Below are 18639 nucleotides of genomic sequence, written 5' to 3'. Positions count from 1 at the left end.
ATATGCTCGCAAAATCAGGACCTGAGCACGAAGCGACGGGTGCAGAAATCGGGGGCATATCCATTACACGCAGCGCCCCCGAATCACCCTTCCGCCCTTACGGCGGCTTACTTTTGGAAAAGGCCCAAAAGTAAGCAAAAGGCCTCTGCTCCTGCATCCGGCCCTTCGCTTCGCTACGGGTTCCTTCCTTCCGCACTGCTTCCGGGGGCCGCGCCATACGGGCTCCTGCCCTATGGCGCTTTCCGGCCCATCCATGGCCCTCCACCCCCTACATCAGCGCTCCACTCAGCCTCCTGAAGTCGCGGTAGATCAAAAGCCAGATCAAAAGCAGATCACAAGCAAGAGCAAGAGCAAGAGCAAGAGCAAGAGCAAGAGCAAGAGCAAGAGCAAGAGCAAGAGCAAGAGCAAGAGCAAGAGCAAGAGCAAGAGCAAGAGCAAGAGCAAGAGCAAGAGCAAGAGCAAGAGCAAGAGCAAGAGCGCTCAGCATGGGGCTGAAAGTTGTGTAGATACCTAAGCCGCGAAGGGCCGCGCAGCGGCCCCGAAACCTGCCATTCCAGAGCATCTGGAGTACAGAAATCAAGTTGGCACTGAATCCGGAAGGGCGCTCCCCAACTAGCTCGTGCTGGATGGTTTTGGGGCCGCTTTGCGGCCCTTCGCGGCGGTTCGGCGGCCCGACAAGCCACGCTCAGATCCTGCGTGCCCCGCCCGGGGCTTCAGAAAATGTGCTTCCACTGCCCGAGAAACAGCCAGTCCACCCAGATGGCCTGGTGGATCAGCACGATCATCCAGAACACCAACTGGTAGGAAACCTTGCGCGTCTTGTGCCGCCAGAGCTGTTGCCCCACCAGCGCCCCCGGCCAGCCACCCAGCAGCTCGACCAGGTGCAGCAGCTTTTCCGGGATCCGCTGCCCCTGCACCTGCGCCTGGCGCTTGTCATGCCAATAGAGCCCGGCACACACCAGGCTCATCAGCAGGTAGACCAGCGCCGGCAGCCAGGACTGCCCCGCCAGCCCGACCTTCAGCACGGCGCCTGCAGGCAGCAGGCACAGTACCACGAAGGCCGCCAGCTTCAGGCGCGGGTAACGCATCAACCCTGCGCCACCGACCAGTCGACCCAGCCAAACACCCAGGTCGCGAGGATCAGCAGGCCGAAACCGATGCGGTACCAGGCGAACACCGCGTAGCTATGGCTGGCGATGAACTTGAGCAGGCCGCGCACGGCGATCATGGCGAAGATGAACGAGACCACGAAGCCGATGGCGAAGACCATGAAGTCATCCGGCTGGAACAGGTCCCGGTATTTGTAGCCCGAGTAGACGGCGGCACCGACCATGGTCGGCATGGCGAGGAAGAAGGAGAACTCGGTGGCCGCCTTGCGCGACAGGCCGAACAGCAGGCCGCCGATGATGGTCGAGCCGGATCGGGACGTCCCCGGAATCATCGCCAGGCACTGGGCACAGCCGATCTTCAGGGCGTCGGTCCAGCGCATGTCGTCCACTTCCTGGACGCGGATCACATGCTCGCGGCGCTCGGCCCAGAGCATGATCACCCCGCCCACCACCAGCGCCACGGCCACGGTGATCGGGTTGAACAGGTAATGGTGGATCAGGTCGGCGAAGGCCACGCCGAGGATGACCGCCGGGAAGAAGGCGATCAGCAGGTTGACGGTGAAGCGCTGGGCCTGGCGCTGCCTGGGCAAGCCCACCACCACGTCGAGGATCTTGCGCCGGAACTCCCACACCACCGCCAGGATCGCGCCGAGCTGGATGATGATATTGAAGGCCATTGCCCGCTCACCGCCGAAGTTGATCAGGTCGGCCACGACGATCTGGTGGCCGGTACTGGAGATCGGCAAAAACTCTGTCAGACCCTCGACGATACCGAGAATCACTGCCTGCATGGCGGTCCAAAAATCCATCATTCCCCCCGTGAAGCGATGCTCGCGGCATGCCCCTTTTTAATGTTCATTACTTGGTTTCGAGATCCAGACATGTCGCTGCAGCGCAAATAAAGCCGGCGCGCCCTTCAGGTTTGGCTCAGGAAGGCCGAAATCCTATCAGACCCGTCGGTGAAACGCTGCCCGGTCGTACGCAACGGAGCCTGCCGAATCAATCACTTATCCATTGGTCGAGTAGGTGGAAGCGGCAAAGCGTGCTTGGATGCTCGTGACAATAACAAGAACTCGAGGCCACCTTTATGAAGACTTTACGCGGTATGTCGATCAGTCGGCGCCTGTGGCTCATCCTTGTGCTCGCCGTGGCGATGCTGGTGACCCTCGGACTGCTCATGCTCAACCAGATCCACACCGACCTGTACAAGGCCAAGGCCGAGAAGACCCGCCATGTGGTCGAGACTGCCGCCGGGGTCCTGGCCTATTACCAGGGCCTTGAAAGCGCCGGCAGCCTGAGCCGCGAGGCCGCGCAGCAGCAGGCCCTGAGCGCGGTGCGCGGGCTGCGCTATGACAACAACGATTACTTCTGGATCAACGACCTGGGTCCGAAGATGATCATGCACCCGACCAATCCCAAGCTCGAAGGCCAGGACCTGTCCGCCATCCGCGACCCGGACGGTTTCGCCCTGTTCAACGAAATGGTGCTGCTGGCCAAAGCCAAGGGCGCCGGCAGCATCGACTACCGCTGGCCCAAGCCCGGCGCCAGCGAGCCGGTGGAAAAGACCTCGTATATCCAGCTGTTCCAGCCCTGGGGCTGGGTGATTGGCTCGGGCATCTATATCGATGACATGCAGGCCGAGTTCGCTCGCCAGTTGCGCGATGCCTCGCTGGTCGGCGCCAGCATTGCGCTGGTCCTCGCCCTGCTGGTGATCATGATCGCCCGCAGCATCGTGCGCCCCTTGCGCGAAGCCGAAGACGCCATGGCCACCATCGCCAGCGGCGAGGCCGACCTGACCCGCCGCCTCGACACCCACGGCAATGACGAGATCACCCGCCTCGGCCAGCACTTCAACAGCTTTACCGGGCAGTTGCAGCAGGTGGTCAGCCGCCTGCGCGCCGCCGCCCACGAGCTGGACGGTTCCGCCAGTACGGTGGGCAGCACGGCCGAGCAGACCCGCCAGTGCAGCGAACAGCAATCGCAGCAGATGGAGCAGGTGGCCACGGCGATCAATGAAGTCAGCTACGCGGTGCAGGACGTGGCCAAGCATGCCGAGCAGGCGTCCAGCGAAACCAGCGCCGCCCAGGGCTGCGCGCGCCAGGGCCAGCAAAGCATTCACGGCAGCCTGCGCAAGATCGACCAACTCTCGAGCACGATCGACGAGGCGGTCCAGGTGATCCAGGCCCTGGCCAGCCAGAGCACGCGGATCGGCAGCGTGCTGGAGGTGATCCGCTCCATCGCCGAGCAGACCAACCTGCTGGCCCTCAACGCCGCCATCGAGGCAGCCCGGGCCGGGGAACAGGGCCGTGGTTTCGCCGTGGTCGCCGACGAGGTACGCCTGCTGGCCCAGCGCACCCAGCAGTCCACCGCCGAGATCCAGGCGATGATCGAGCACCTGCAGGGCCAGTCGGAAGCGGCGGTCAAGGCCATCGACGCCAGCAGCCAGGCTTCGCGGGAGACCGTCGAGCAGGCCAGCGAAGCCGGGGCCAGCCTGGATGCCATCAGCCAGGCGCTACACAACCTCACCGCGCTCAATGCGTCGATCGCCAGCGCCACCTTGCAGCAGTCCCATGTGGTGGAAGAGATCAACCGCAATGTCACCGAAACCGCCGGACTGTCCCGCGAGACCGCCCTCGCCGCCCAGCATTCCAGCGAGTCGGGGCGTGCGCTGAATCGGCTGAGTGCGCATCTGGAGCAGGTATTGGGGCAGTTCAGGGTGTGAAAAAAAGCCGCCGATATCCGGGGGATATCGGCGGCACGAGGGTTTCAGATCACTTGAAGTTGCACTGTGCGGCCTCGGCCTGCGCCGCACTGACACCGTTCGGGCGGATCGATTCGATATTCCAGGTGGCCTTGTCCCTGTGCAGCTTGATCAGGCAAGCCGTCTGGCGCCGCATCGAATCATCCTTGGCCCCCCAGTACTCCGCGCCACGCTTGTCCGCTGCCAGGGCTTTCTTCTTGATTTCCGCCATCATCCTGTCGGTCTGGTCGGGGCCAATCTTGCGACCGCAGTCAGTCGGCGTCACTTCCAGCGACATGATCGTCTTGTCACCGTATTCGGCAAACTTGCGCGGCACCCATTTGACCGAGCTGACATATTGCGTGCACTGCGGCGAACCTTCTGGCCCCCAGCCACCGATTTTGCCGTCGTCCGTGAGTGGCGGGTTACAGCCATCCGCCAGGGACTGGTCATGGGAGACTTCGGAACGGACTGGCTCGAGGTTGTATTCGCGTTTGTACCGGACGGGCAGGCCATTTTCCACCAGAGCAATATGACAAACGAACTGGCGTCGTAGCGTACCGTCACGTTGATTCCATTTGCTCGCGCCACCCGGCAAGGCGGTTGCCTTCTGCTTCAGTTCGGCGAACGCCTTGTCAGTCTGGTCCGGGCCTATTTCCCGACCGCAATCGGTCGGAATGACCGAGACCGAATCGACATGGCGACCAAGATAGTAATCCCAGCGATTGATCCAGGTGACTTCCTGGATATAGCTGGCGCATTGCTTCGGATCGTCGCCGGTGCCCCAGCCACCGGCAGCCACCTCGGCGGGACTGGTAGACGGTGACGGTACCGGTGCCGGTCCGGGGGCAGGTTTGGCATCGCAGGAGAAGGTCATCTTGTCGCCCTTGTTTTGCGGGAACCCGACCTGCACGATCGGTACATCCTTGCCGGTGACCTGCTTGTATTCCTGCTGGTTTTTCAACGCAGACTCACGACCCGCAGCATCGGTATAGAAGAACGCCTTGACTGCCGCATTACCACTTTTCGGATTGGTGATCCGAACTTCCGGATAGGTGTTGAAAGCGGTGTTCGAACTCGGATCATCCTGCATGGCCCTGCGTGCCCTGAGGAATTGGAGAAACGCGTCGCTACTCTTCTGGTTGTCCAGTGTCCTCATGTCGAAAGCGCAGGACTTCCCGCCGATGTACTGCGTTTCGCCATTCTTGTAGGGATCGTAGTATTTACCCTTCCAGGTATTGCCATCGATGCCCTGGGCAGCACAGGACGGCCCTTCGTCTTCCGCCGTCTTCGTATTGTCGCCGCAGCCTTGGTCAGAGCGATCGTACGCCCACATGTCGGATGGGGCAGCGCAGGCAGGGAACGACTTGTCCTCGTCGTTGGCAACGTCCCAGGCCGACTCCAGAATGTAGCCATCATTGAAGTTCGTCCATTCGTCGCCCATCACAGTGAAGTCCTTGAACCCTATGTCGGCGCGGACATAGGTGGCTGCGGTGGTACCGACAGCCTGGGCGTTGGGGCTGGTTTGCCAGGGGTAGAACGACCCTGCTGGCTGTCCGAAATGCTCGGGGCGCTTGGTACCCCGCATAACCCAGCCGGAGCAGAACAGGGCTGCTTGCGGTTCGCCATTGGCGCCCGGACACGTGTCCACTACCTTGTTGTAGCTCTGCTCGATCTCCTGCACCGTCTGGTCACAGGTCTCCGCCCCGGCAAGCGTCGTTTGCGCCAACAACGGCAAGGCCATGAGCAGTGTCCAACCTTCGATACGCCTTTTCATCATCCCGTCTCCAGGAACTGCAGAAGCAGTTCATCAATGAGTGATCCGACGCAACAACGACTGGACAGCCACAACAAGACGCCGCACACACAATCTGCCTTCAATTCCTGCGGGGCGAAACTGGCAAAAATGTCAGTTCCGCCCCACAGGCTGCCCCCCCCTCAGTAAGGAACGTTGCAGCGGTGCTTCAGGGACTCTTCATGGGTGACCCAGGAACGGATCGGCTCCAGGTTGAACTCGTGCTTGTCCCTGCCGATGTACGCGCCGTCAACGTAGGAGAGGTGGCACACCAGTTGGCGACGCATGGTCGAGGTGCGGTCGCCCCAGTAGCTGGCGCCGTTCGGCTGGGCCTTGGCCTTGCTTTCCATTTCGGCAAGCATCCTGTCGGTCTGGTCTTCGCCGATCTGCCGGCCGCAATCGGTGGGCACCACCGAGGCGGACCAGATGTCCTTCTTGAAGCCAGGGTCGTAGCGCTTGATCCAGGTGACCGACTGGATGTACTGGGAGCACTGCCGGGAACCACCGGGGCCCCAGCCACCTGCCGCACCGCCCGCGCCCCCTCCCGCAGGGCCGCCCGGCCCGCTGTCGGAGGCCGAGTCACAGCTGAAACTGGCCTGCTGGCGGGGCTGGTCCGGGAACTGGATGCGGATGACCGGTATGTGCTTGCCGGTGGCCTTGAAGAAATCGGCCTGGTTCTTCAAGGCGTCCTCGCGGCTGCTGTCCTTGGTGTAGAAGAACGCCAGGATGGGCAGCTTGCGCGGGTCCTTGGGGTTGTAGTAGCGAACTTCGGTCTGGGTGTTGAACGCGGTCCGGCTGCCCTCGATGGACCTGCGCGCCGCCATGAAGTCCTTGAATGCCTGGGTCCGATCCGCATTGCGCATATCGAAGGTGCACAGCTGGCGGTTTCGCCTTTTGGCAGCTTCCAGCTCGTTCTCATTGAACGGGTCGTACTGCGTCTGCTTCCAGTTGGTCCCGTTGACCCGCGCCTCCTGGCAGGAGGTCTCGACCCTGTCGGCGGTGAAGCTGGAGTCGCCGCAACCCCGGGCGGCGCGCCAGTCGCTCCAGAAATCCAGGGGGCTGGAGCAGGCCAGGTGGAGTTTTTCTTCATCCCCACCCACCTCGTCGATGGGCTTGAGCAGGTAGCCGTTGTCGTGATTGACCCCCGGGTCGGCGTAGTTGATATCCTCGCGCATCCAGGAAGCCGCGGAGGTTCCCAGTTCCTGGGCTTTCGGGCTGGCCTCCCAGACGTTGTAGGCACCCGCTGGCAGCGGCGGCTTTGACTTTTCGGGGCGGGTCGTACCCCTGACGAGCAGCCCGGAACAGTCCGAGGCCGGGTCGCCGTTACACTCCTCGACCTTGTTCTGATAGAGCCGCTGGACCACTTTCAGGGTGTCTGCGCAGGACTCCGCCAGTGCCAGCCCGCCGGGCAGCATCAATGGCAACACCAGCAACGGGATGAATCTATCGCTACGCCGCGTCATCGTCGTGTCTCCTCGACCAGTCAATGGATTGCGTCGACGTAACATCGGCCTGACAGTCACTACTCACCGTCGCACGGCTAATCTGCCTGCAATTGATCTGCGGCGAAACTGACAGAAATACCAGGTCTGGAGCGTTCAAACGCGGGCTGCCTGCCGGTCGCAAGACCCCGGCAGGCAGCCGCAGCGCCTGCCTACCGGCCTGCGTCCGATGGCAATGAGTTGCAGGCATAGGGCAGCGTGGTCGCTGCGGAGAGGGAAAGGTTCACCCGTTTTGGCTCCAGGTTCCATTGCGGCTTGTCGCGCACGGTGATGGCATGGCAGACCAGCTGGGTGTACATGGTGCCGGCCGTGCCACTCTCGTCCCAGCGCGGATCGTTGCCGTATTTCCTGACCAGCTCGCTGTACATTGCCGCGTTGTCGTCTGCGCGGATCTGCCGGCCGCACGCGGTCGGAGTGACGCTCAGGGACCAGATCCTGCCGTAGCCCACTTCGTCCCTTTGCACCCAGGTCGCGCTTTCTATGTACTGGGTGCAGCGCTGCGGGCTGGGGACGGGCACATTGCCGGTGCCGGGCACCTGGCCTTGCTGGACCACGCCTGCGGCCTGCAGCGCCTGGGCTGACTGGGCTTGAGCCGTGGCGCTGGCGGGCGTGCCAACCGGCGTTCCGAAGCCGGGGGTGGGCGCCTTGCCCGCCTTGCAGAAGCCTGGCGAGCGGCTCGAGCCGCGGAAGGCCATCTGCTGATCGTCACAGAAGAGCTGCGCCTTCGTGCCTTGGGTGCGAGGCAACTGGACCCGCACCACCGGGCGGTATTCACCGGTCCTGGCGAGGTAGTCCGCCTGGTTCTTCAGGGCATCGACACGTCCGGAGGCATCGCTGTAGAAAAACGCCAGGATATTCGGGTCGACGTTGTTGGAGACCATCAGCTCGTTGGGTATCTGGAACTCGCTGGCATTGCTCAGGCGACGGGCGTCGAGAAAGTCCTTGAAGGCCTCCGCCCGCCCCGCCTGGCCGCGGCCCCTGGACATATCGAAGCCGCACTGGGTCCGCAGCTGGTTGCCAGCCGCCTTCGCACGGCCACGGAAATCGCTGATCCAGGCCGCTCCGGTCGTGATCCCGAGGTTCTGGCAATGGTCCTCGCGCCCGACGGTTGCCTTATTGTCGCCACAGCCCCGGTCGCCACGCTCCCAGGTCCAGCCATCCTGGGGGAAGGCACATTGGACATAGGACGGCTGCTGGCCCTGGCACAGGTTCTCGGTGGGGGCAATGATGAAGCCGTTGGTGGTCTGGACGGCAAGCGCAGGGAAGTTGATGTCCGCACGCAGGTAGGAATACGACGATGCGCCCTTGGCCACCGTCTGCGGGTTGGGCTTCCATATGTCCCAGCTCTGCCCCAGGGCCGGGTTGGCGCGTTGGGTGCCCCTTAACATGATGCCCGAGCAGCTGGAGGCCGGTTCGCCGCTGGGGCAGACATCGACGGTACGGTTGTAGAGTTCCTGGAGGAACTGCACGGTTTGCCCGCAGGTTTCCGCGCGGGCGGCGGACCAGGGCACCAGAAGCACGGCCAGTGAAAACAGCAAGGTCAATGGCGACAGGGCTTTATCGGTAGAAGTTCGCATGGCAGGGGTCTCCGTGACCTGCGGGGTGGGCTTCACCGGCAACAGGAGAACCGCGAACCACTAACCAGCGCCTCGCCCGAAAGCCTGACAGAAAGCCCGGCAGCCGGTAACTGACAAAAATGCCAGGTCGCGACGGTCACCAGCGCTGTAAGAAAACCGCCACACAGGTACAATCCGCCCCCTCTCTCCCGCCTGTATTAAGGAGCGCCGATGTCCGGCCTCGAATGGCTCGCTGTGGCCTTCAGCGCTTTCTCCGTATGGCTGACCGTCAAACAGAACCTCTGGTGCTGGCCGGTGGGCCTGGTCGGCGTGGTGCTGTTCGGCTGGCTGCTGCGTGATAACCATCTGTATTCGCAGATGGCCCTGCAGGGCGTGTACGCCGTGCTGCAAGTCTATGGCTGGTGGCAATGGACCCGCCCGGACAGCGTGCGCGAGGCGCGCAAGGTCACCCTGCTGGCACCGGCGCAGATCCGCCTTGGCCTGCTGGTGGGCCTGCTGGTGAGTGCCGCCCTCGGTGCCGCCATGAGCACCTGGACCGATGGCGAGCAACCCTGGATCGACGCCACCATCACCGGTTTCAGCCTGGTGGCGCAGTGGTGGATGGCGCAGAAGCGCGTGCAGTGCTGGGCGTTGTGGATAGTGGTCGATCTGGTCAGCCTGTGCCTGTTCCTCTGGCAGGGCCTGTACCTCGCCGCCGGCCTCTACGCCCTGTTCACCCTGCTGGCGATCCAGGGCCTGCGCGAATGGCGGCGTGACCCGGCCTTGGTGGCGGCAGTATGAAGGTCCTGGTACTGGCCGGCCCGGAATCCAGCGGCAAGAGCTGGCTGGGCGCAGAAATCCAGGCGCATTTCGGTGGCGAACTGGTGGGCGAGTATGTCCGCCACTTCATCGATGAACAGCAGCGCGACACCTGCTACGCCGACGTCGCCACCATCGCTGCCGGGCAACTGGCCTGGGAAGACGCTGCCCGGCGCCGCCAACCGCCGCTGCTGATCCTCGACACCCATCTGCTGAGCAACATGCTGTGGAGCCAGGTGCTGTTCCACGACTGCCCGGACTGGATCGAGCCGGCCCTGCTCGCCCGCCGCTACGACCTGCACCTGCTGCTCAGCCCCGATGGCGTGCCGTGGATCGCCGACGGCCAGCGCAGCCAGCCGGCACTGGACGATCGCCGGGTGTTCTTCGACGACAGCCGCCAATGGCTGGAGCAGCACCGGCAACCGCTGCAGATCATCGAGGGCGACTGGTCCAGCCGCCGCGCCACGGTGCTGGCGGCCGTGCAACGCCTGCTCGATGACAAACCGGCAGACTGCGCCACCGAGTGTTAAGCCACTGAAACAACCCGGGGCAGGCCATCCCGCGAAACAGAGCCCGCCCCGCCCTTTCCTCCGCGACTGTTACACCACTGATACATCACCGTCCGATAGGCCCACGGCAGGCCTTCGCGGCTGTTTGCGCGGTGCTCGCCGCGTGCCTGTATCAGCGGCTTAACACCGGTCGCGACAGAATGTCGTCACAGTCAGCCAAGCCCTTGATTCCCCTGAACAAATACAAATTGGCACAGCCCCTGCTATCTCTCTCGCAACGCTGAACAGGGCCAGCGACCAGAAGAAGGGATAGCCGTCATGGGGAATCACAATAAAAGCCTGCTTCACCTCGTGCTAGCCGGATGCGCACTCGGTGCCTCCTTGCTCGCCGCCCAGGCCCAGGCCGAAGGTAACGGCGTCGTGGTGCTGACCCGCGATGTAAAGGCCCGGCCGGCCATACGCCAGGAACGTCCCGACCCCAACCCCACCACCGTGAACACCAACGCCTCGGCCCGCATCGTCGGCCAGACCAGCAACGAACTGAGCGATGGTGATTTCGCCAGCGTAGCAAGCGGTTCGACGGTCAATCGGGTACTGCTGCCGGACGCCGGTGGGGTACGCGGCCTGAACGCCATGCCCAACACACTGCCGGGCGTCGGCGGTGTCAACGGTCTCGGTGGCAGCGCCGGTGGTGCCGGCGCAGGCGCCGGTGCCGGCATCTCCAACCGGGTAGGCGGGGCCATCAGCACCGGACTCGCTCCCCTGCAGATGCTCACCGGGAGTAAATAGGATGAAGGCCAGCCTGCTCTACCTCGCCCTGTTCTGCGCCACCGGAGCCCTTGCCGCCTCGCCAGTTCAGGACAACGCCAGCATCGACAGCAGCGCACAGGGCTACAAGGGCAACCTGTCGATCAACCAGGCAGCCGGCGACCAGCAGCAACAGACCAACAGCCGAGCCATCGCCATCGGCCATGAAGCCCAGGCGACCACCCACATAATCCAGCGCATCGACACGCCAGCCAGCCGCGCGGTCGATGCCAACGCCAGTATCAGTGGCAACGCTTTCAGCAACGGCAACGGCGTATTGGGCATAAACCAGTCCGCAGGCGCCGGCACACAACAAGCCAACGCGGTGCGCATCAGCATCAGCGCCGTACCGCAAAGCATCGATGACAGCGTCCTGCTCCAGCAGAACGTGGCGCTGTCCAACAGCTCCGATCCAACGGGCCCCGCCCCCGGCAGCCGCCAGGTCAGTACCAGTGACCAGGCCTTCAGCGGCAGCCGTGGCGTCGTCCAGTTGAATCAGAGCGCAGGGGTGGGAAACCGAATGGCCAACACCCTTAGCGTACGGGTCGCCGACTGACCCGAAACCGGCAACACAACACTTAACAATCCTATAAAGATAATGCGGAGAAACACCATGAAACCACAAATGGCACTCAAGCCTCTGGTATTCGCACTCGCAGCGGTCATGGCAGTTGCTGCACAAGCGGGCGGACGCGGAAATGACAACCACCACGGCGGTCACGGTGGTCACGACAATGACAACACCAGCTACCTGCTGAGCCTGTTGGTCAACGCCGGCGCCGCAGCCACCGTCATCGACACCCAAAGCAACAGCGGCAACTGGGTGAAAAACGAGGCGACCCGCAACGACGCCAAGATGGACAACTCGGCCAACGGCTCGCAGGGCAACCTGGGCGCCAACACCGCCGCCGGTGACGGCAACCAGCAAGACAACGTCGCCGCCATCGCCACCGCCGACGAGAACTTCATCTTCGGCAGCGCCATGGCTGTCTCCAGTGCTACCCAGAACAACGTGGGCAACACTGTGAAGAACTACTCCACCCGCAACAACGCGACCCTCAACAGCTCGGCCAACGGCAGCTCCGGCAACATCGGCGTCAACGTTACCGCCGGCGACTTCAACCAACAGAAAAACAACCTCGCCATCGCCGTGTCCGGCGGCCGGGTGGCCGTGGCCAGTGCCGCAGCCAACCAGTCCACTACCGGCCTGAAAGTGACCAACGAGGCTGACCGCACCTACGACACCAAAACCCTCCATTCCAGCTTCGCTGCCTACGGCAAGTACGAAGGCAACGGCTGGGGCTATGTGGAAGACGAAAGCAGCAACGGTGGCGGTCATGGTGGCGGTCATGGCAATGACAATGATCGTGGCGGCGGCCGTACCGACAAGGATCCGCTGAAGTTCCACGAGGAAGGCGACTTCGCGCTGTTCGGCGTAGCCTCCTACCAAGTGCTGACCCCAAGCGGCTGGGTCAACCCTGTAACCAACAATGCTTCGCTGACCAACTCGCTGAACGGGGTATCGGGCAACGTCGGTGCCAACGTCTCGGCCGGTTCGGGCAACCAGCAGAGCAACTCGCTGTCCATCGCCGCAGGCTGCCGCGCCTGCACCGGCCTGTAAGGGCCGATTCGATCGGGGCCCTTCGGGGCCCCTTTCCTTGCATTCGAGGGGCCTTCAAGGGGTGGGGAAGATCATGCGCGCGTCCTTGCTGCCACTGTTGCCGCTGCTGATGGTCCTGGGGTTGCACGCTGGCCAGGCCAGTGCCGTACAGCGCATGGCGGTCGCCGCCCTGCCGGGTGGCACGGTGATCTACAAGCCGGTGCAAAGTATCCGCGAGCGTCGCTTCGCCAACATCGTGCAACAGAAGACCGACTTCAGTTGCGGCGCTGCCGCCCTCGCCACCATCCTCAAGCAGGCCTATTGGCTGGATGTAGATGAAGCCCACATCATCGAAGGAATGCTCGACCACTCCGACCAGGACCAGGTCCGTGTCCAGGGCTTTTCCATGCTCGACATGAAACGCTATGTCGAAAGCCTGGGTATGCGTGCCCGCGGCTACCGGATTCCTCCGGAGAGCCTGCAAAGCGTGAGCATCCCGGTGGTAGTGCTGATGGATATCCGCGGTTACAAGCACTTCGTGGTGCTGCAACGCACGGAAAAGGACTGGGTCTACGTCGGCGACCCGGTACTGGGCAACAAGCGCTACAAGTTCGACGACTTCGTCAAAGGCTGGAACGGCATCATTTTCGCCGTCATCGGCCCCGGCTACGACAAGGCCAATGCCCTCCTCGCTCCACCGGAGCCATTGACCGCCAAACGCCGCCTCGACAATTTCCAACCCATCGACGATGCCCAGTTGATGGAGTTCGGTTTCATACAGAGCGACTTCTTCTAATCAAAGAACAGCGAGCATGGAGCTCCAAGGAGCACGCGATGAAGACTTCAAGCTGGCTGGTGGCCCTTTGCGTGGTGGCCAGTCTTCCTCTGCCTGTCTACGCGCAGTTCAAGCCCATCGAGGTCAAGGACCAGGAGCTTGCGCAACTGCGCGGTCGCTATGTGATGCCGGGAAGGATCATCAGCTTCGGCGTGGTCATGAGCAGCACCTGGCAGAACGCCAACGGCGACCGCATCGGAGCCACTGCCTCCCTGCAGGTCCAGCAATCATCCTTCAAGCCGCAGTTCTACGTCTCCACTACCAGCGAAGCCGGTAGCGGCGCCTCCACCGCCCAGGGTTACGGAACCGTCAACGGCGGCGCCGGCCTTGCCAATGGCCAGGGCGTCACCCAGGTAACCCGCGCGGCTGGCGACTACAACGCCTCCTACAACGATGTGCAGATCAACGTCAAGGAAGCCACCCAGGCGCCAGCCATGGACCCTGTACAGGGCCAGGCCCTCCCCGGCGCAGGCGTCATAACCGCCAGCAACAACGCCGGACTGGTGAGCGTTTCATCAGCAGCCGGCGGTATCCAGATGGGCATCCAGGCCGCCAACGGCCAGGGCGCCAGCCTGCAGCGCATTGCCGACGGCGGCGTACTGCAGTCCACTACCCTGCTGGGCGGCAGGAATGCCGTGAGCAACGTGACCCAACTCAATGTCGTGCTGCGCAGCAATATGCCGACCACAGGCCAATTGAACTGCAATCTGGACCAGCTCAAGGGACTTCGTATTTCCGGATATTGATCTACGCTCTGTTTCAACTTATTGCGCAGTTGGAAAGGATGGCTGACCTATGCACCGCTCGTTGTCATTCAATGCCGTTGTTTGTCTGAGCACTTTAGTCCCCTCGTCGCTGCTTTATGCAGCTCAGGATCCCCAGGTAGAGGCACTGAAACAGGAGTTGCAGGCCCTCAAGCAGCGCTACGAACAGCAGCAGCAGGCACTGATGGTGCTCGAGCAGCGCGTACGCCAGGTCGAAGACCAGCCTGCGGCTCCCCAGCCCAAACGCCTGGTGCGTTCGCCGGCGGCCAGGCCGGCGCAACCCCAGGCCGCTGCAGGCGGGCAGGCCGTTGCGGCGGCTGGCAGTTCCTACGGCGAATCGCTGAAGGACGACTCGGAACCGGCGCAAAGCGTCTCCAACCTGTACGACGAAGCCAGCGGCTTCTTCGGTGGCGGCAAGTTCAGCTTCGAGACCGGCCTGACCTACGCCCGCTACGACACCAAGCAACTGACCCTCAATGGCTTCCTCGCGCTGGACTCGATCTTCCTGGGCGATATCAACCTGGACCGGATCAAATCCGATACCTGGACCCTGGACCTGACCGGGCGCTACAACTTCGACCAGCGTTGGCAGGTTGATGTCAACGTACCAGTGGTTTACCGCGAAACCACCTACCAGTCCGGGGGCGCTGGCGGCACACCAGACCCGTCGGGCGGCCCGGCGGGAGGGTCGGCCAGTACCCTGTCGGACAAGACCGTGACCCGCGACCCGACCATCGGTGATATGAGCGTCGGCCTGGCGTACAAGTTCATGGACGAGTCGGAATACGCCCCGGACGCCGTGCTCACCCTGCGGGTCAAGGCGCCTACCGGCAAGGACCCGTTCGGCATCAAACTGCGCCGCGACCCGGTCAACAGCAGCCTGGTCTACCCCGAGAGCCTGCCCACCGGCAATGGCGTATGGTCGATCAGCCCGGGGATTTCGCTGGTGAAAACCTTCGATCCGGCCGTGTTGTTCGGCAGCCTGAGCTACACCTACAACATGGAGGAATCCTTCAGCGACATCAGCTCCGCCGAAGGCCAGAAAGTGGCCGGCAAGGTCAAGCTGGGTGACAGCTTCCAGATAGGCGCGGGTGTGGCTTTCGCCCTCAACGAGAAGATGAGCATGTCGTTCTCGCTCTCCGACCTTATCGTCCGGCGCTCGAAGACCAAGGCCGACGGCGAAGACTGGAGTACCGTGGTCGGCAGCGACGCCAACGCCGCCTACTTCAACGTCGGCATGACCCTGGCCGCCAGCGACAAGCTGACCATCGTGCCGAACCTGTCGATCGGCCTCACCGACGATGCGCCGGACTTTACCTTCAGCCTGAAATTCCCGTACTACTTCTAAAACGCTTGCATAAAGCACTGCGGCCTCTGTGGGAGCGGGTTTATCGGCGATTGCGGTGGTGAGGTCACTACCGCTATCGCTGGCAAGCCAGCTCCCACAGGTTTCTGCAGCGACTCGCAATGAGCTGGCCCGCGATGAGGCCCTGAAGGTCAGAGCAGATCCAGGATCAGAACGCCGCCTTGAACACCGCCTCGATCTCCGCCTGGCTGGCTGGCCGCGGATTGGTCAGACCGCAGGCATCCTTCAGCGCATTGCTCGCCAGGATCGGCACGTCCTCGACCTTGACCCCAAGCACCGCCAGCCCCGGTGGAATCTCGATATCCCGGCTCAACTGCTCGATCGCCGCAATGGCTGCGGCCGCACCCTGCTCCGCGCCCAGCTCACGCACATCGACACCCAGCGCCCCCGCCACATCCCGCAAACGAGCGGCGCTGACCTTGGCGTTGAAGCGCTGCACATGGGGCAACAGCACCGCATTGCACACCCCGTGCGGCAGGTCATAGAAGCCGCCCAACTGGTGCGCCATGGCATGCACGTAACCCAGCGAGGCGTTGTTGAAAGCCATCCCCGCGAGGAACTGGGCATAAGCCATGGCCTCCCGCGCCGGCATGTCCTCACCGTTGGCAACAGCCTGGCGCAGATTGCTGCTGATCAGCTCGATGGCCTTCAACGCGCAGGCATCGGTGATGGGCGTCGCCGCCGTCGACACATAGGCTTCCACCGCATGGGTCAGGGCATCCATGCCCGTGGCCGCGGTCAGCGACTTGGGCATGCCGACCATCAGCGCCGGGTCGTTGACCGACAGAATCGGTGTGACGTTGCGGTCGACGATGGCCATTTTCACGTGCCGCGCCTCGTCAGTGATGATGCAGAAACGGGTCATTTCGCTGGCCGTACCGGCCGTGGTGTTGATCGCCACCAGCGGCAACTGCGGCCTGGACGACCGATCGACGCCTTCATAGTCGGCGATCCTGCCGCCATTGGTGGCGCACAGGGCGATGCCCTTGGCGCAGTCATGGGGCGAACCACCACCGAGGGAGATGACGAAGTCGCACTTCTCCCGCTGCAACAGCGCCAGGCCCTGCTCCACGTTGGCGATGCTCGGGTTGGGTTTGGCCCCGTCGAATATCCGCGAATCGATATCGCGCACGGCCAGTTGCTCGGCGATCCGCTGTGCGACGCCAGCCTTGGCCAGCCCGACGTCGGTCACGATCAGCGCCTTGCGCAAGCCGTAACCGACAATCGCGGTCATGGCCTCGTCGAGGCAGCCGATGCCCATGATGTTCACCGCCGGAATGAAAAACGTGCTGCTCATGGATAATCCCTCAATGGCTCTATCTCGGTGCTTTCAGCATCCGCCCGCCATGGGCCGCACGTGTTGATCCAGGACAACCTCAGCCAAGGAACAGGCGATATGCCGGATTATCGGTCTCGTCCCAGTAGCGATACCCCATCGCATCCAGCAGGCCCGGCAGGTCGGCACGCTCGTCCGCCGGCACTTCCAGGGCGGCGAACACCCGGGCATCGGCGGCGCCGTGGTTGCGGTAGTGGAACAGGCTGATATTCCAGCGCTTGCCCAGGCTCTCCAGGAAGCCCAGCAGCGCCCCCGGCCGCTCGGGGAACTCGAAACGCAGCACGCGCTCCTCCGCGCCAGGCCCGGCATGCCCGCCGACGGTGTGGCGGATATGCAGCTTGGCCAGTTCGTTGTCAGTCAGGTCGAGCACTTCGTAGCCCTGCTCACGCAGGCTGGCGATCAGGGCCTCGCGCGGGTCGGTCACGGGGTGGGTCTGCACGCCGACGAACAGCCTTGCTTCCTTGCCTGGGTAGTAGCGGTAGTTGAACTCGGTGATCTGCCGCCGTCCCAGGGCCTGACAGAAGGCACGGAAGCTGCCCGGACGCTCGGGGATGGTCACGGCGATCACCGCCTCGCGCTGCTCGCCCAGTTCGGCACGTTCGGCGACATGGCGCAGGCGGTCGAAGTTGACGTTGGCCCCGGAATCGATAGCCACCAGGGTCTGGCCCTTGACCCCGCGCGCGGCCACGTACTTCTTGATCCCGGCCACCGCCAGGGCGCCGGAAGGCTCGGTGATGGAACGGGTGTCGTCGTAGATGTCCTTGATCGCCGCGCAGAGTTCGTCGCTGCTGACGGTGATCACTTCATCCACGTAATGCCGGCAGATATCGAAGCAATGGGCGCCGATCTGCGCCACCGCCACGCCGTCGGCGAAGGTCCCGACCTGAGGCAGCACCACGCGCTCGCCGGCGGCCAGCGCGGCTTGCAGGCAGTTGGAATCCTGCGGTTCGACGCCGATCACCTTGACCTCGGGACGCAGGTATTTGACGTAGGCGGCGATCCCCGAGATCAACCCGCCACCGCCCACCGGGACGAAGATCGCGTCCAGCGCACCGGGTTGCTGGCGCAGGATCTCCATGGCCACGGTGCCCTGCCCGGCGATCACATCCGGGTCGTCGAACGGCGGAACGAAGGTCGCACTGTCGCGCTGGGCCATTTGCAGGGCATGGGCCAGGGCGCGGGGGAAGGCGTCGCCATGCAGCACCACATTGCCACCACGGGAGCGCACGCCTTCGACCTTCAGCGCCGGGGTGGTCTCGGGCATGACGATGGTCGCCACGATCCCCAGCTCGCGAGCGGCCAGGGCCACGCCCTGGGCATGGTTGCCGGCGGACGCGGTGATTACCCCACGGGCACGCTGTTCGGGCGTCAGGCGGCTGAGGCGGTTGTAGGCGCCACGGATCTTGAAGGAGAAGGTCGGCTGCAGGTCCTCGCGCTTGAGCAGGACCTGGTTGTCCAGTTGTGCGGACAGGGCGCGGGCGGGTTGCAGCGGGGTCTCAATGGCCAGGTCGTACACCGGTGCGGACAGGATGCGGCGCACGTAGTCCGAGAGCAGGTTCGGGGCGCCGAGGCTGGTATGAGGGCTAACGGTGAGGCTGGTCATCGATGACTCCTGGCTTTTTTGCAAAGGGCCCAGGAGTCGAGAAAGAAAAAACCCGCCTCCAGGGCGGGTTAGGTGCAGCTGCCAGCTAGCCCGCCAATCTGATAATGGCGGTAATAATGCTGTGGGCTGGCAAGTGCAGGAATGTGTTCATGCCAGCGAAACTAGCGAAACGATTCTGGCAAGTCAACGATTGATTCGAAAGATTGCCAGCAGCCTTGCAGATCCCCCGCCCCGAATTGGACAACCCTCCACTCCCCTGCTTGTATCAAGGTCCTGCACCCATGCACGCCCCTGTATG

17 protein-coding genes and 1 pseudogene are annotated in these 18639 nt (G+C 63.3%); 10 read left to right on the top strand and 8 right to left on the bottom strand.

The window, feature by feature from the left end; genetic code table 11:
• Window positions 1-268 precede the first annotated feature (268 nt).
• The 3 genes from AC2CQI_RS04955 to AC2CQI_RS04945 form a co-directional block, all read right to left on the bottom strand.
• Window positions 269-487, bottom strand: a complete 219-nt coding sequence (locus tag AC2CQI_RS04955; protein ID WP_484579374.1) for a hypothetical protein — start codon at window positions 485-487, stop codon at window positions 269-271.
• 226 nt (window positions 488-713) lie between these two features.
• A complete protein-coding gene (locus AC2CQI_RS04950) occupies window positions 714-1088 on the bottom strand; it encodes a DUF1294 domain-containing protein (RefSeq protein WP_075804162.1) in 375 nt (124 codons plus the stop codon).
• A complete protein-coding gene (locus tag AC2CQI_RS04945) occupies window positions 1088-1918 on the bottom strand; it encodes an undecaprenyl-diphosphate phosphatase (RefSeq protein WP_075804164.1) in 831 nt (276 codons plus the stop codon). The genes AC2CQI_RS04950 and AC2CQI_RS04945 overlap by 1 nt, the downstream gene beginning before the upstream one ends.
• A gap of 278 nt (window positions 1919-2196) precedes the next feature.
• On the opposite strand from AC2CQI_RS04945, the pseudogene AC2CQI_RS04940 reads away from it, so the two are divergent.
• Both AC2CQI_RS04940 and AC2CQI_RS04935 read left to right on the top strand, forming a co-directional pair.
• Window positions 2197-2928: pseudogene (locus AC2CQI_RS04940) on the top strand (cache domain-containing protein); the annotation flags it as partial.
• Window positions 2929-3096: 168 nt separating this feature from the next.
• Complete coding sequence (locus AC2CQI_RS04935) at window positions 3097-3831, top strand: methyl-accepting chemotaxis protein (protein WP_484580583.1); 735 nt, start codon at window positions 3097-3099, stop codon at window positions 3829-3831.
• A 49-nt stretch (window positions 3832-3880) separates the two neighbouring features.
• Here the strand turns inward: AC2CQI_RS04935 and AC2CQI_RS04930 are convergent, their stop codons facing one another.
• From AC2CQI_RS04930 to AC2CQI_RS04920, 3 genes are all read right to left on the bottom strand, one after another.
• Window positions 3881-5626, bottom strand: a complete 1746-nt coding sequence (locus AC2CQI_RS04930; protein ID WP_484579373.1) for a DUF2599 domain-containing protein — start codon at window positions 5624-5626, stop codon at window positions 3881-3883.
• A gap of 161 nt (window positions 5627-5787) precedes the next feature.
• Window positions 5788-7107, bottom strand: a complete 1320-nt coding sequence (locus AC2CQI_RS04925; RefSeq protein WP_484579372.1) for a DUF2599 domain-containing protein — start codon at window positions 7105-7107, stop codon at window positions 5788-5790.
• Window positions 7108-7298: 191 nt separating this feature from the next.
• The gene (locus AC2CQI_RS04920) at window positions 7299-8723 is read right to left on the bottom strand and encodes a DUF2599 domain-containing protein (RefSeq protein ID WP_484579371.1); all 1425 of its coding nucleotides are present in this window, start codon (window positions 8721-8723) and stop codon (window positions 7299-7301) included.
• Between the two features lie 210 nt (window positions 8724-8933).
• On the opposite strand from AC2CQI_RS04920, the gene pnuC reads away from it, so the two are divergent.
• From pnuC to AC2CQI_RS04880, 8 genes are all read left to right on the top strand, one after another.
• Window positions 8934-9503, top strand: a complete 570-nt coding sequence (gene pnuC / locus AC2CQI_RS04915) for a nicotinamide riboside transporter PnuC (protein WP_484579370.1) — start codon at window positions 8934-8936, stop codon at window positions 9501-9503.
• On the top strand, window positions 9500-10051 hold the full coding sequence (locus AC2CQI_RS04910; protein ID WP_075804156.1) for an AAA family ATPase: 552 nt from the start codon (window positions 9500-9502) through the stop codon (window positions 10049-10051). Before pnuC ends, AC2CQI_RS04910 begins: the two co-directional genes overlap by 4 nt.
• Window positions 10052-10411: 360 nt before the next feature.
• The gene (locus AC2CQI_RS04905) at window positions 10412-10819 is read left to right on the top strand and encodes a hypothetical protein (protein WP_256721151.1); all 408 of its coding nucleotides are present in this window, start codon (window positions 10412-10414) and stop codon (window positions 10817-10819) included.
• A 1-nt stretch (window position 10820) separates the two neighbouring features.
• The gene (locus AC2CQI_RS04900) at window positions 10821-11393 is read left to right on the top strand and encodes an adhesin (RefSeq protein ID WP_484579369.1); all 573 of its coding nucleotides are present in this window, start codon (window positions 10821-10823) and stop codon (window positions 11391-11393) included.
• Window positions 11394-11450: 57 nt separating this feature from the next.
• On the top strand, window positions 11451-12458 hold the full coding sequence (locus AC2CQI_RS04895) for a heme utilization protein (RefSeq protein WP_075804153.1): 1008 nt from the start codon (window positions 11451-11453) through the stop codon (window positions 12456-12458).
• 73 nt (window positions 12459-12531) lie between these two features.
• The gene (locus tag AC2CQI_RS04890; protein WP_075804152.1) at window positions 12532-13233 is read left to right on the top strand and encodes a C39 family peptidase; all 702 of its coding nucleotides are present in this window, start codon (window positions 12532-12534) and stop codon (window positions 13231-13233) included.
• Window positions 13234-13271: 38 nt separating this feature from the next.
• Entirely contained in the window at window positions 13272-14018 is a 747-nt protein-coding gene (locus tag AC2CQI_RS04885; protein ID WP_484579368.1) for a hypothetical protein, read from the top strand.
• A 49-nt stretch (window positions 14019-14067) separates the two neighbouring features.
• Window positions 14068-15384: a transporter gene (locus AC2CQI_RS04880; RefSeq protein WP_075804150.1), complete on the top strand. Its 1317-nt coding sequence runs from the start codon at window positions 14068-14070 to the stop codon at window positions 15382-15384.
• A gap of 166 nt (window positions 15385-15550) precedes the next feature.
• Here the strand turns inward: AC2CQI_RS04880 and yiaY are convergent, their stop codons facing one another.
• Both yiaY and ilvA read right to left on the bottom strand, forming a co-directional pair.
• Window positions 15551-16699: an L-threonine dehydrogenase gene (gene yiaY / locus AC2CQI_RS04875; RefSeq protein WP_484579367.1), complete on the bottom strand. Its 1149-nt coding sequence runs from the start codon at window positions 16697-16699 to the stop codon at window positions 15551-15553.
• A 79-nt stretch (window positions 16700-16778) separates the two neighbouring features.
• Window positions 16779-18341 carry a threonine ammonia-lyase, biosynthetic gene (gene ilvA, locus AC2CQI_RS04870; protein WP_484579366.1) on the bottom strand — a complete coding sequence of 521 codons (1563 nt, stop codon included), beginning with the start codon at window positions 18339-18341 and terminating at the stop codon, window positions 16779-16781.
• Window positions 18342-18639 lie beyond the last annotated feature (298 nt).

It is taken from the genome of Pseudomonas sp. P2S-1, from assembly GCF_057197725.1.
The sequence above is the reverse complement of the archived record's forward strand: the minus strand, read 5'-3'. Positions and strand labels throughout refer to the sequence as shown.

Excerpts from the sequence above, each read along its gene's own strand:
- AC2CQI_RS04935 (WP_484580583.1), top strand. The coding sequence starts at position 3,097 with ATGGAGCAGGTGGCCACGGCGATCAATGAAGTCAGCTACGCGGTGCAG.
- AC2CQI_RS04930 (WP_484579373.1), bottom strand. The coding sequence starts at position 5,626 with ATGAAAAGGCGTATCGAAGGTTGGACACTGCTCATGGCCTTGCCGTTG.
- AC2CQI_RS04895 (WP_075804153.1), top strand. The coding sequence starts at position 11,451 with ATGAAACCACAAATGGCACTCAAGCCTCTGGTATTCGCACTCGCAGCG.
- AC2CQI_RS04920 (WP_484579371.1), bottom strand. The coding sequence starts at position 8,723 with ATGCGAACTTCTACCGATAAAGCCCTGTCGCCATTGACCTTGCTGTTT.
- AC2CQI_RS04925 (WP_484579372.1), bottom strand. The coding sequence starts at position 7,107 with ATGACGCGGCGTAGCGATAGATTCATCCCGTTGCTGGTGTTGCCATTG.
- AC2CQI_RS04955 (WP_484579374.1), bottom strand. The coding sequence starts at position 487 with ATGCTGAGCGCTCTTGCTCTTGCTCTTGCTCTTGCTCTTGCTCTTGCT.
- AC2CQI_RS04890 (WP_075804152.1), top strand. The coding sequence starts at position 12,532 with ATGCGCGCGTCCTTGCTGCCACTGTTGCCGCTGCTGATGGTCCTGGGG.
- AC2CQI_RS04910 (WP_075804156.1), top strand. The coding sequence starts at position 9,500 with ATGAAGGTCCTGGTACTGGCCGGCCCGGAATCCAGCGGCAAGAGCTGG.
- AC2CQI_RS04880 (WP_075804150.1), top strand. The coding sequence starts at position 14,068 with ATGCACCGCTCGTTGTCATTCAATGCCGTTGTTTGTCTGAGCACTTTA.
- pnuC (WP_484579370.1), top strand. The coding sequence starts at position 8,934 with ATGTCCGGCCTCGAATGGCTCGCTGTGGCCTTCAGCGCTTTCTCCGTA.
- AC2CQI_RS04900 (WP_484579369.1), top strand. The coding sequence starts at position 10,821 with ATGAAGGCCAGCCTGCTCTACCTCGCCCTGTTCTGCGCCACCGGAGCC.
- AC2CQI_RS04945 (WP_075804164.1), bottom strand. The coding sequence starts at position 1,918 with ATGGATTTTTGGACCGCCATGCAGGCAGTGATTCTCGGTATCGTCGAG.
- AC2CQI_RS04950 (WP_075804162.1), bottom strand. The coding sequence starts at position 1,088 with ATGCGTTACCCGCGCCTGAAGCTGGCGGCCTTCGTGGTACTGTGCCTG.
- yiaY (WP_484579367.1), bottom strand. The coding sequence starts at position 16,699 with ATGAGCAGCACGTTTTTCATTCCGGCGGTGAACATCATGGGCATCGGC.
- AC2CQI_RS04885 (WP_484579368.1), top strand. The coding sequence starts at position 13,272 with ATGAAGACTTCAAGCTGGCTGGTGGCCCTTTGCGTGGTGGCCAGTCTT.
- ilvA (WP_484579366.1), bottom strand. The coding sequence starts at position 18,341 with ATGACCAGCCTCACCGTTAGCCCTCATACCAGCCTCGGCGCCCCGAAC.